A 13,287-nucleotide genomic window follows, 5' to 3' on the forward strand; every position below is an offset into this window, starting at 1 on the left:
TCCTTGTGAATATCGAGACCAGCGCAATGCGGATGCAGAAGTTCCATCGCTCCTCCTCTGCGCCGCTGGCGTGGAGCCCCGATTGAAGAAATCTAGAAAGCGTGCTCCGGGGCGGTAAACCGCCCGTGGCGACAATCCGGGGTGCTCAAGGGGTTCCGGGTCCGACTGTTACACGGGCTGATGCGCACCAATCTCATACCGACCTCTATGCCCACGACGCGAAAACACTCTACACCAACTCCCTTGCACGTTTCATCTATCGCGGGTCGGAAACACCGGTGGGGGACTGTTACGAAACCCGATCTGGATGTGAGAGGATGGCTCCGGCACAGAGAATGAGTAAGTAATTGCGTTGTAACGATCTCGGAGGGATGCCAAACATGAAGCTCAGGAGTATCTACCTCCTACTTGCCTTGAGCCTGGTGTCAACCGTGCTACGAGCGCAGGTCTTGCCCTCGAATCTTGAGGACCTTGTCCGCCAACGGCGCTGGAGCGAACTTCGAGTAGCGGCGGCGCAAGACAGCACTGCCAGCTTTTATCGTGCCGTGGCGGCAGCAGTCTTCAATGATCCTGAGTCGGAATCGCTATTTAAACAGGTGATTCAAGCCGAGCCTTTTTCCGAACATGCGTACGACGCCTACGACTGGCTAGCGAATATCTACCAAAAGTCTGGCCGTTACCATAGCCTTGCTGTCACGCGCCAAGCACAGTGGAGAGCCTTCCCAGATAAGAAGGCGATTACCTCGCAGAAGAAGGAAGATGCACCTTTCATGAATCTTCCTGACCAAGAGGGCGGCCTGCGCGTCGCCTCAACATTTCACCACGATGGTCATTCGCTCCCCGCTCCGGCAACGATCAATGGAAGGCACGTCGAGTTCTTCTTTGACAATGGTGCCGACCTCTCCTGTATCTCAGAGAACGAGGCGTGGGGAATCATGGAGACTCTCCAGAGATCACTCTGCGTGGAAGATCTCTTTTGTTCATCGCCGTCGCCGTATGCGTTGCCTCTGCCTACAAACTGAAAGGCCCCATCCTTCTACCTGAGAATGGCACGATTGCATTGAATGTCCCGCTCAGTCCATCTCGGCGGGGCTCCTGTAGCACAAGGACTGCTCATCCACACTATGTCGCACAACTGCAGAAGATGTTTGGTCTCGTCGGTATCGGAAATGAGATCGCTAATCCGTTGCTAACCAAGACGAAAGGAGAGGCGGTGCGGCAGTGTCTCAATCTACCACTCCTGACGAAGATCTTCGCTGCATCGGTCTCCTGCGCGAAAAGCGGTCATACGAAAGATTGGAAGAATCGATCAGCGAGTGGATGTGGAAGGTGCATGCCATGCATCTACCGAAGAGCGGCATTGCACTCTGCTGGTCTCGATTCGGAGAGCTATGGTTTGGACATTTGTAGAGGGGAAGGGAAAGAGTAGTTGACGCTGAACATGGACCTGAACGCTGCAAACGAGCGAGGTCCCGCAGACCTGAGAGCATGTGTCTCGTTTTTGAGAAATAACTACAGCGAGACTCAAATAAAGACGTTCCTGCTATCCAACGGAACACTAGATATCGAGAAGATGGACGACTATTCAGGTCTAGTCATTAGAGCATTTGGCGAAATTCGACAACTGTTTCGCGACAAGGCGCGAAAGGATATTCGAAGAATGGCGGGTATAGTGCCTTGATGATCGACACGCATTGCCATCTTGATCGATACCCACATCCCAAGCTGATCGCGGACAAAGCGAGACGTGCAGGTGTAACTGTCATCGCAGTTACGAACCTACCAAGCCATTTCAGAGACGGGCTCGTTCCCGCGTCACAATTGTCGAATGTGCGCCTGTCTCTCGGTCTTCACCCTTTGCTCGCACCTCATTCTGACATGGAGTACCGTCTCTTTTCCGAACTGTTGCCAAAGACCTCCTACGTGGGGGAAATTGGCCTCGATTTCGGCAAAGAGGGATTCGCTACACGCGAAGTCCAAATGAATTCTTTTAGGTTCGTCCTGAAGGAAATTCAGAAGACAGGGAAAGTCCTTTCCATACATTCGAGAAAGGCTGAACACAAAACCACGGACCTCCTCGACGAATACAACGTCAGAGGCGCGACGTTCCATTGGTTTACAGGTGACAGTTCCGCCCTAACGCGAGTGCTCGAATCTGGCCACTATCTCTCTGTTAATCCCGCGATGTTCCAGGCAAACAGGGGAAGAGGCACTCTCAACCAAATTCCCAAGGAAAGGGTGCTTTTTGAGACCGACGGTCCGTACTGCAAAGTTGTTGCGGGGCCTTGGGATGTCACTGGCGTGGCCTCTGAATTAGCTAATCTTTGGCGCTGTACCCTCGAGGCAGCAACTCTACAGGTCAGTCGGAACTTTCGACAGATGCTGACCGACCGACAATCGTCGTAACAGGGGGCGCTTCAATAAAGGGAAATTTATGTAGTGCGCCGGGAGACCGGCAAGGAGTAGATGGTGAAAGTCCATTACGGTGAAGGTGTAGCGAGCGGCGTTTATCGTGTCCGGTTCAGGATGTCTCTGAAGGTCGCTTCGTGCCGTTCGAACGCGCTGTCCCAGGTCCGGTCCGCCATAAGCCGGAGGGTCTTCGACGCAACCACACCGGTCACATCGAGTCCGATGGACTCTCGTTCTTCTTGCGAGGGGTCCGTGTCCAAGCGGACATATCTATCGCGCAATAGATCCTGGGCTGCGTGAACGCTCAACTTCTCCTGGGCGTCCAGCGTGAGAAAGAAAGTGCTCTTGCCGCCGAAGATCACGCCGGGGCTCCGCTGATTCCGGTATGCCTTGGCACGTCTTAGGCCAATCCCGTTGGCCGGTTTTGAAGTGATAACGTATGGCCGGTTTTGAGGTGATAACCGAGGGCCACCCGGCTCCCTTTCCGATAATCGCCTTGCTCTTATGTCTGCCGGGGTGTGTTGCGGAATGAGGCGACCGCGAAGAGTGATGTCCGTTTTGGCACGCCGAGACTGGTTAAAGCTGAAGAATCTGCTGAGAACCTCCTATTGGTACGTAGACTTGCGATCATGCTGTCTTCAAAGTCTGTTCGGGGAATGTTCCTTTGTCTAGTGCTTCTTCTTCTTCCTGCAATCACCGGGATCGCGGCGGCGGGTCAAAGTAGTTCCACTCTCTGCGCGCCCCAACAGCCCATGCGGTTGTTCTCTATGCGCCCGAGTCGAACCTGGAACGAAGTGAGATAGAGACGCTTAGGACGGCGAAGGTCTCTGTGGATGAGCGATGACTTCGATCCCCAGGCCTTTTCAGTGGACGACGTCAACCGGATGCTCTCACCCACGCTCAGTCCCGGCAAAGCCGCCAAGAATTAGTCCAGGTTTTTGAGTACGCAGGCTTGCCGAAAACTCACAATTTATTTGATCCTGCGGATCACTCTTCCTCTGCGTTTCTGCATAATGCCAGCAAAACGAACCTGTCGACAGGCGTCATGTGTGACAGCTGATTGCGTGCCAGCTTCAGGTTGTTGATAAATTGGAGTACCGCTTTGGATGGGACATCTGACTTGTTGAGCAACAATTCCAACATGCCGATTTCGAGATCGTACACATCGTTAATTACGCCGTATTTGGAGTAATAGGGAAGTTTAATGTGCATTCGATATTGCTCAATCAACGCCTGCCTCTTCTCTTCTATGTACGGCATGAGGATGCCGATTTCAGCTTTCCATAAAAGGCGCTTCAGAAAACGCTCGCCTAGGAGAAATGCCCCAAACGATGTGTGAGGTGCCTGCTTTCCAAGGTAGGATTGCCATAAACCTATACTCCAGGCCTTCTCATCATATGGCCCCGGTTCAAAACACCAATCTCTTTCCGACGCGAATTGCGCGAGCAACTGAGCAGGCTGAATAAGCTTGTAGAGTTCAAAGTCCGCCAGGTACTCACAAAGGGCAGGGTCCCATCCTCCAAGTTCAGCTACAAGAGCAGCCGTCAGATCGGTCTCGAGTCCGGACTTTCTTTCTCTGATGCAGCCATTGCTGTAGAGCTGCATATCATTTCGGCGCAACCACCCGTCCCAACGCAGACTGCTCAAACCGACGGCCACAGGAGGCTTGGGAGCAACTGCGGGGCCGATCATGCGAATTAGGAACAGCGACCGGCGCGACTCCGGAACAGCCCGGCTGACGCGCTCGTATTCGAGAAAGAATCTTGACCATGCGGCCCAGTGCTCTGCCGGGATTTCTTCAATCCAGATCAGCTTACGTTGAAAGCTCTGTTCGCCGGCGAGACTGGACTCGCTTCTCAACCGCCGCGGATCCGCGTTTGGCACAAGCAGCTTGTAGAGGAGATCCACCGGGCTTACACCAGGAACGACACTTACGGTCTCCCAATTGAAGTCCTCACGAAGAGCTTCCTTCAATGATTGGGAGATCCTGCCCGGAGTGTTCTCCGGAAGGACCAGGAATACTGACTTGCCTTCTCTAACGTCGTCAATGACGGCGTCCAGGAAGCTACGCGGCCCCGGGATTGTCCACCAGTCCATTATCAGTCCTGTCTTTGAGGAGTCCCTGTACGACGGCATCGACAACCCATTCGCCACTTTGCTGGCCGGGTTGAATCAGATTGAGTCGATCCGCCCAGTAAAAGGCAGCTTCGATCATAGGCTTGGATACTCCCTCAACAAGACCAGATAGAACTTCCTGACTGGCCGAGCCATCGAGGTCAACGATTGCTTTCAAAACTTTTAGAGGGGCTTCATGCTTGAGCCCAAATGCCTCCATATAGGAGGTGCGCGCCCCTCTATCGTTCAACTGCCTGCAGAGGTCTTCCAAGGCCGACTGCCAACTCATATTCCCCGCAACGATCAGGCTCCGGAACTGGTCTAGGAGAAACGGCCACCGGCCAGTTATCGCACTGATTTTCTTTTCTTCGTCGACGGCGTTTGAGCCGATCGAGCAGTCGCCGAGCCACGAGTTTAGCGCGGCGCGATGCCACGGCTGAAGCGAGAGGCTGTTGAGCCTGCGATCAGCAACCATGCATTCAATGGTTGACCGATCGAGGACGATGCCCCACGTGGTCGCGGGATCGGCCAGAAAGACAACACTTGTGAAACGGGTTCGTCCTTCCGACATCGTCGTGGCTTCCTGAATCCACGCGGTCGTCCACGGGCTACTGCGAACAATGACAAGCGTTGTGCCGCTCTGGGCTTTCTCACGAACATTCTCTAGAAACTTCTTGAATGCAAAACGATCGCTGACAGCTATATCGCACGTCACGTAGTGACTCGAATCGACCGCCTGTGCGAGAAAGCGTTCGACATCGTCAAGACCAGCGGCCTTTGAGCCAAAAATCAGCGAGACTGAATTGCGCTCGCCACGCAGGTCGTTGTACTGTTGGTCGGTTAACGGATTACGTCTCCAGTATTGCTTCCGGTCACTGGTGCGATGAATGTGCGCCGAATATGGCTCTGGCGGCGCTTCGTCGGCACTCTGCAAGAGCTTCTGTTCGATCTGGTCCTGGCTGCCAAGCAACGAGAAGAGATTGACCGCACGAAGCGCATATTCACCTGCTTTCTCGCGGAGGATGCCAAGTCCCTGCATTTCATCAAGCAGGACTCTGAAATCCTCTTCCGTGCGGAGTTCGGCGAAACCTTGCTTCCACCACGCGAAGGCCAATTCGCGAATATCGCTCACGCTCATCATGCGTGATGCTCCGTGAAGAGTATTCAACGCAATGATCAGCGTAAGAACCCGGTATCGAGGATCAAGATTGAGCGTGAGCTCGAACTTCTCACGAATCGGATTCTGGAATGTGGAGTAGGCTTCATCTACATGCTTCTCGGTAATCACAAATGGCGGCCCACTGCGGATGCACGCATTATCCAGCTTGATTGCCTGGAATATTTGATAGCAGTAAAGCTGAATCAGGCTCGGGTAGTAGTTGGTGCGTGAGAGAATCCGGACGATCAAGTCGGGGGATTCGAAGCGGTATCCTAGTGCCCAGAACGGGCGTTCAATCAAGGCGCGGGCTTCCTTTCCCTCCCCACGGTTGAGCAAAGGCCCAATACAAATCGGCTCTCCGAAATGCGCCAATGGATGATTCTGCTCCTTGGTGGCGCGCTGCACGTTGTGGAGTCCAGCAAACACAACCTTGAAGCGGCGGTTGGTCTTCTCCATCAAGCCTTTGAGGCTGGAGGTGCGAGAAAAGTCTTCCTTGGAATCCAATTCGAGGAAGCGGTCGGCCTCGTCGAGCAGAAGGAGAAATCGTCTCTTCTTATCTGCATCGAGCCAGGCATGAATCCTCTCCAGTAGTTTCTGTCTTTCCTGTACGTTGCCAATTTGTAGGTCTGCATCGGCGAGATCCCTGATGCCACGAGCGATGACGGTCCATATGTCGTCGGTGGACGACTTAAGATCGATCCACAGGGCTATCCGTTGTTCGGCTGGATGATGAAACTCATCCCTGATCGAAAGCAGGAGTGCGGTTTTTCCCAATTGACGGCCGCCATAAACGAAGCACGAGCCCATGGGATCGATGATCTGATCGCGTTCCGAACGCCGGCCATAGAACATCTCCGGTGGAACGATGGAAGAGGTCATGGTGTACGGGTTCAGGCACGTGAATGGAAGCGTACAATCGAACATTACCGGCAAGCGGGAGCCGCGTACTCCGCAAAGGAACGCTACGAGGAGATCATCGATAACGATGAAACTGAGATTGTCGTGCCGGCCCTGTTGCGCTATTGCACGACGCTTCTGCTCCGCAAGCCGTCCGAAGTAGAGCACGATCGCAGGAGGTCCATTCCGACCCTGTCTTACGACGTTCAGAATTTCATCTTCAGACGGACGGTCCCAAAGACAGATGACGCGATAATGCCCACCGGCGGTAGAGCCGAAGTACGGAGTCGGGCAGCGATCGCGATGCGTCAGCGGCCGAACGTCCAGAGTGAGAAAGACGCGCTGCGATCCGCTTGGTTCGCTCAGGTGATAGACTTCGAAGCCAAGCCTTTCGAAGAAGGTCTTAAGCGGTTCTGGTTTGGTGCGTTTGCCTTTTTTCAGCGTAAACCACGCATCGAGCATCGCTACCGCTTCATCTAGCTGGTCTCCGGGAATCTGGCGCATGTCGACGCCTGAAAAGCTCTTGCCGTTCTCGACATACGAGGCCAGGTTCGCTGAATCTGCGGAGAGAAACGTTTCAAGCTCGGCTGCGACTTTCGGGTAGAAGTTCTTGAGAGAATCGTTCACCTGCTCCATCGGAGCAGGCAGTTCGTCATTACGAAGAATGAGATCGATATATTCGTTCGCAGTATCGACGTCACCCCTATCCATAGCGGCGAGAATGCGTTCGTAGGCGGGCCCTTCCTTTTGAACTCCTTCCGATTCGATACGCTCTTTGACGTGTTCGACCTGGCGCATCCGAGAACTTTCGATCGCCGTGTGAATTCCCTTGAGGATGTCCTCTTCAACTTCGAAATTCCGGACCGAATCTAGGCGCGAAGATATTTGATCGATCCGATCCAGAAACTCTGCACGTTCGTGCTCACGCACAAGGCCCAGGCTGACGCCGGCCTCGACTGCGCGAATGCATTGCTCGATCTGCCGTTTCAGCGCTGCCTGACACTGTTTGAGATGCTGCTCCTGAGCAGTGGTGAGACGGTCAATAAGCTCTTCGTGGGTCTTCTCCCACGTCAGGTAGTCGATAATCCGGTCAACCGCCTTGTGGTCCCGGCGGTTTTCACTAATGAAATCGAGAGATTTATTCCAATCTTCCGTAGCTGACGATGCTAGCTGACTCACCAAAAGGCGTTGCAATTGCCCGGAGCTCAACAGCGGCTCCCATTCTTCTGTCATAGGTAGGCCCGGGACAAGTAACAAATCCGAAGAGAGCAAGTATTTGATCGGTGGCTCATCCGTCCTTTGCCCTCTGGCCGGATGAAGCAGGGCGAGGAGGCTGTCAAAGGAGCGGAGGCAGAATTGCGCGGCGATCGCGACGCGCATATCAGTGGCGTTGGCCGCGGTTTGATCCAGTTCTGCCTTGAGTTCAGCCTGGGCAGAGTCGAGAATCATGCGCAAGTCCAGCAAGCGTGCACGGCGGTAGTCCCTCTGATCGGGAGAAGCGTGCTCGAGGAGCGCAACCCAGCGGCGAGCAAGATCGACAGCTTCACGGACGTGGCGAGTAAAGACAGCAAGGGCTTTGTAGTTGATAGATCCTTCGAAGCCGTAATGCTTGATGGATTTTGCATCACTATTGATTGCCCAGCGAATCCTCTCGTCGGTCGAGAAACTCTCGATGTGCGCTTTTACGTCGGCGATGCTATTGCGATCATTAGTTAGGATCGGTTGGATAATGCGACCGATAGGAGCCTTGGAGTCTAGCCAGGACTTCCAAATCTTGGCAGCCGGCGCATATTTGAGGTTAAGATGGTGAGCGCGATTCCACCAATCCAACATTTCATTCTTGAGTGCGCTAAACCTCTGGGCGAAGTTGACGGATGTGTCGATAAATTCCAGCGCCGCGAGATCGAGGGGCATTTGCAGATTGGCATAATCGGACACGTTCTTGCAAAGCCAGTAGAGCTTGTCAAGGCGTGAGCCGCTGATCGTACTGGGCTCTATAAGGACACTTGCGTTCGAATCAGGCGCAAGGACCGCGGGCCGAAGGGCGGAAGAAACCCGAAGCAGCCGGAAAGCCAGGGCCAGTCCTTTGGAATCGGGATCCGGGGCATCTGCGATCGTGGCAAAGTCGCTTCTAAGCTGTTCAAAAATAGGTCCGGAAGGGTTGGCGATCGCCTGCCCCAGAATCGCAGCCCGGATACGCGTCGACCAAATATTTGTCGAATCTGTTTGGCTATCAAGGTTATGAGACAGATGGTATGCGGCGCCGTATTTCTGTTCACTCAGGGCGATCCACATAAGGCGCTGAAGGGAATCGAACGGTATGTTGCCGTTGGCCAGACTGATGACGGCCGCACAGGCAGAAGCGGTCTCATCCTCACAAGGTTCGAACCCGGCCTGGGAAGGGACCAACTCATCGTCATCTGCCGATTTATCGATCGCATGGAGCTCATCGATCGTTTCTTCTGTCGCCTGAGTCTCTATGTTTGGTTGGGTAGGATCAACGTACTTGGAAGATTCCGATATAGATCGGCAGGTCGCCTGAGGCAAGGACGTTGTAGATTCTTCTGAGGCAGCATCTGATAAATAATTCTGAGGCGCGGCTTCACTGCTTGAAATTGAATGATCATCGACACTAGCCGAGGCTCCTGTTTCTTCGATCGCAGAAGTTCTCGATGGGTGCCTTTTCGCTGCGATTTCGCTGACATGGGGTACAGTCGGCAATTTAGGAGCAGCAATGGGTTCGGTTGCAACGATTGCGCCACTGCCAAGAGCGAACACTAGACCCGCACCGAAACTCTTGGCGATCTGCTCAACGGCCTGCGGGTTCTCATCTAGCGCAGCAATTCCGTTTTCGAGCATCCTTAGAATTGTTTCGTAGGAACTCAATTCGCTGAGGATTTCAGGAGGCAATTGGGGCCCGCTGTTTTGTTGAATCTTGGCCCGCAGGTCGGCAGCGCCGAGCCGGCATGCGTCGAGGCCGGGTACGTCGCGCCCCTCTTTACTCCTCAGCGAAAGGACTGTGTGCAGAATCTGACATGCATCCTCGATTTGATGACGCGAACTCTCGCGGAGGTTCTGTACTCGCCGGATCTCCAGGATCGCTTGATCGAGGACCGTCAATGATGCCGGCGGTTCGACGAAAGCTGGGATTTCGAGTTCGACCATGATCGATTGAATTACCTTGGCGACTTCCGCAAATTCGGATTTAATGGCGGAGACGTTCGGATCAAAGCTCGGATCTGGAATCACCCCGACGGCGTACTCCATCGCAAGCGTGGAGAACGCCTCCGCGATTTCTGCGAACTGTTTTCTGAGATCGCCGAGGCGATCCGTTATGGATTGGATCGTCTCCGTCTGGTCCCCTTGATTGGTTGTTGGTTGAGGAACCCGTTCCCAGTCAGATTCCGGTTCGCCAGTCTCGGTTTCGTCCTCTTCATCCCCAATTTCAATGTTGTCGGATTCTCCAGATTTTTCTTCCTCCAACATCAACTGCTTGATGCGTGCGAAATCCATTTCGGGCAAGTGAGCGCATAGATGGGGATCGAACACGTACCACATCTGCATGTAGAGTTGAACGTTTTCGAGCGGATGTACCTTCAACAGGGCACCGATACCCTCTTCGAGGGTATCGGTGCGGAGTGAGCCGCCTTCGTCGATCTCGGTGCGAGGTATGTGCTCTCGTACGTCTTCAGGAAGCGCTTCATTCGCTTTCGAAACAAAAGCCCAGAGAATCAGCTTAGCTTCGCTGCGGCTCATCTCTTTGATGGCAGCCTCAAATCTTTCTATAGGCCACTTGAGAAGTGTTTGTTCGCGGGTGTGCCGCTTCTCAGCGATCAATTCTAAGATAGGCTTGCATTTCTTAGCCCGGGTGACGTTTGCGCATGAAGCGATAATTTGTTCCTGGCGATCGCTATCCAGGCTGTTCCAAAGGCGCTCCGCCGTTGTAGGAAAACTCCACGCTTCCAAATTTCGTCTCCCATCGTGTTGCCTACATGTCGATTCGGGTCGAAGTGGCATCAAGCATTCTACGGCGAAATTTCTAATGCAGGAGTCCAACGAACGTGGGACTCTCTTCACTAATTGGCTGAGCGGATTACCCTTGACCACAAGGGATACGTTCACTCATTGTTAGGAGCACTATATCGCAGCCTATACTCGCTCAGTCGAACTAAGAGGCTCTGTATACGCCATCATCGATTACGGCCTTGTGTGTTTGACACTCCAACAGTAGCGTTGGGACATCAGCAAGGGTCATGAGGCTGCATTTCCTCGAATAGTGGCTTCAGAAGATATTCGGAGTGCCTATGCGGGACATCTGTGCCGTTTAGTTTTGACGGATTCGGCCAGCCCGGCAGATGAATCACGAACTTTCGCGCCTTTTCGAACTTACTCACGTACGTCTGCCAGTCCGCAGCGGCCGCATGGGCCGAAAACCGTACCCTCGGAACACGATCCATAATGGCTTTCGCCGGCGTACCCGGGAAGATGTGGCCCGTTAATATAACAGGCACGCCCTTGAATTCAGGGTTTTCATAGAAGATCTTCGAAGGGCCTCCTTGAAGGCATCCTGACGAAGCGACCAGAACGTCAAAGTCGCCTGGCCTTATCGATACCGGTGGTCGGTCATCGAAGACAATATTGTCACTAAGGAGGCGGGACACGGCGCGCGTCATCCTTGCCGCCAAGCCGAAGACTCCAACTCGGAATTCTGTCCCAGACAGCGCCGCGCATACCTCTTGCGCCCGTCCGAGACTCAGGACCGGTACCAATACCGGGCCTTTCCCGCATTTGCGAATTTGTTCAATCAATGATTCCCGTGCTTCGAAATTGTCAAGAATGCGCTCTGGGCTGAAGGCATACGTGCCTTCCACAACGAGGCCAATCGTCGAATCGATCTCCTCCTCTGATGGGTATTCAAGACCGCGCGTCGCATCGGAAAGGTTCGCGCGCAAATTGAAATCGCCGGAAAACACAAATCTCTTCTCGCTATGCCGTATCTGCCATTGGCAAGAACCTGACACGTGACCGGCCGGGAAGGGCTTGATGCTTACGTCTTCATCAAGGTCGATTTCTATTCCGTAGTCGGCTGGAATGAATCTCTCCATCACTGTTTCGAGCAATACGTCGTCGTAGACTGCTTCGCTACCGTACATGCCGCGATGCAGTTTGATGGCATCCTGAAGCGTCAGCCGGCCGAGGATTCCAGTATGGCGCGTACCGTACCAATTCCCTGCGTACCCTCTGCGGTAAAGCTCGAGGAGTCCGCCTATATGGTCCTGGTGGGCGTGGCTGATGATAACAGCGTCAAGCAACTCAAGATCAGGTTCACTGCCTCCGCGTGCGCCGAGTGCCGTCGCCCCGCAATCCAGAAGGATGCGGAGTTTTCCGGCCTTACAGATGATCGAAGTCCCGCCAATCGTCCAGCCCCCTGGGAAAGATAGGGCGAATTCATTCGCCTGAGTAAGGGGCCGATCTGACCTTACATAGGAAATGCCGAGTTCAGAGCAATATCCTCGCTTTTTAGCGATCGTCCAAACATCATCGGCACCGGCCTCAGCCAGCTTTGTAACCATTCCTCGCTCATAGCTCGAGTAATCATTGACGGCAGTCGTCCAAAGCACTCGAAGCAGCCCTGAGGATTGTCTCCATCCGAGCGCAAGCGTCATGACCTCATAGGCGTCCGTGTAGGTCATTTGCTTCTCGCGAACACGGCTGCGTAAGAACTTGATCAGATCGTAGGGCAGGTCACTGGTAGGCATGCGATGGCAATTCATCCTGAGATTCAGGGCACAGTGAACAAAGACGCCCTCGGGAGGGGCTGTCATGCCCCATGCTTCAATGAGCAGCGAGGCTTCTTGAACGACCGAAGACCAGAGGTCCGAATAATCTTTCATGGAAACGAAGATTGCAGCGTGAGCCAGGAAGTGCTCAACGTGATACGACAGATCCGACGTTCCAACTGAGACCAGGGAATATATCTGGCTCGCTGCAAGTTGAAACAGCTCTTCATATTGTTGCGCTGTTTCCATTCCTCGATGCAACACCATCAACTGTAGCGCTCCATAAAGGAAGTCGAAAAAGACGTCCGCCGCATGCGTCTTGTAGGGACCCATAATCCTTTGCTTGAGGGTGGCTCGCAATGCCACAGGGTGTGGGATATCTCCGAGCCGGAGGGCCTCAAGTACTTCTGCGATCGAGGCGGCTCTTTGCAACTGCGGTCTCAGCCTCAGCATCGCTTGATGCGGTTCAGGGTAGGCGCGTAATAGTGCATTGAGCAGCACTGGCGAAAAAGGCCCTTTGGAGGTTGCGATAGTCGGCAACGATCCATTCGTCGGCCCATTTTTTACTACCGTTTCTACAAATTCACGTGCACGCTGAACCAGAAGCGCGCCGCCTTGCGGTGACTCTTCGATAACTTCGTTGGGAAGCGAAATTGTTGATATCATCTTTGGAATCAAATTGTATCGTTGCTTAGTGTTTTCAACCCGTACCCCTCGGGATACATTGCAGAATGCGTACGGTCTCTTATATTCCGGTCACGGGTTTGCTTGGACAAATTCCGGCCAGCTCTCCCCAATTCATTCCAACCTTGACGTCTGAGATTCAGAATTTCGGGAATCGCTTTCTGGCTGCATCGGGAGAAGACGAAAGATGGTCGCTGGTTGACTGTGGCCTGCGCGAATCCGTTTGGCAGAAGATTCTCGAAT

The 13,287-nt window shown here is 53.6% G+C and carries 7 protein-coding genes; 3 read left to right on the plus strand and 4 right to left on the minus strand.

The window, feature by feature from the left end:
• Positions 1-380 precede the first annotated feature (380 nt).
• From Q363_RS16870 to Q363_RS16880, 3 genes are all read left to right on the plus strand, one after another.
• Positions 381-1,022 carry a pepsin/retropepsin-like aspartic protease family protein gene (locus Q363_RS16870; RefSeq protein ID WP_157467016.1) on the plus strand — a complete coding sequence of 214 codons (642 nt, stop codon included), beginning with the start codon at positions 381-383 and terminating at the stop codon, positions 1,020-1,022.
• Complete coding sequence (locus Q363_RS46335; protein WP_425387695.1) at positions 926-1,429, plus strand: 7-cyano-7-deazaguanine synthase; 504 nt, start codon at positions 926-928, stop codon at positions 1,427-1,429. The genes Q363_RS16870 and Q363_RS46335 overlap by 97 nt, the downstream gene beginning before the upstream one ends.
• Before the next feature lie 251 nt (positions 1,430-1,680).
• Positions 1,681-2,406, plus strand: a complete 726-nt coding sequence (locus Q363_RS16880; RefSeq protein WP_051978890.1) for a TatD family hydrolase — start codon at positions 1,681-1,683, stop codon at positions 2,404-2,406.
• A gap of 101 nt (positions 2,407-2,507) precedes the next feature.
• Here the strand turns inward: Q363_RS16880 and Q363_RS16885 are convergent, their stop codons facing one another.
• The 4 genes from Q363_RS16885 to Q363_RS16900 all read right to left on the minus strand — a co-directional run bounded on the left by Q363_RS16885 (position 2,508) and on the right by Q363_RS16900 (position 13,038).
• Complete coding sequence (locus Q363_RS16885) at positions 2,508-2,771, minus strand: hypothetical protein (protein WP_035352357.1); 264 nt, start codon at positions 2,769-2,771, stop codon at positions 2,508-2,510.
• Positions 2,772-3,396: 625 nt separating this feature from the next.
• Entirely contained in the window at positions 3,397-4,506 is a 1,110-nt protein-coding gene (locus Q363_RS16890) for a hypothetical protein (RefSeq protein ID WP_035352359.1), read from the minus strand.
• On the minus strand, positions 4,475-10,546 hold the full coding sequence (locus Q363_RS16895) for an AAA family ATPase (protein ID WP_157467024.1): 6,072 nt from the start codon (positions 10,544-10,546) through the stop codon (positions 4,475-4,477). Before Q363_RS16895 ends, Q363_RS16890 begins: the two co-directional genes overlap by 32 nt.
• Positions 10,547-10,821: 275 nt before the next feature.
• Positions 10,822-13,038, minus strand: a complete 2,217-nt coding sequence (locus Q363_RS16900) for an MBL fold metallo-hydrolase (RefSeq protein ID WP_157467027.1) — start codon at positions 13,036-13,038, stop codon at positions 10,822-10,824.
• Positions 13,039-13,287 lie beyond the last annotated feature (249 nt).

It is taken from the genome of Edaphobacter aggregans DSM 19364, from assembly GCF_000745965.1.
GTDB lineage: Bacteria > Acidobacteriota > Terriglobia > Terriglobales > Acidobacteriaceae > Edaphobacter > Edaphobacter aggregans.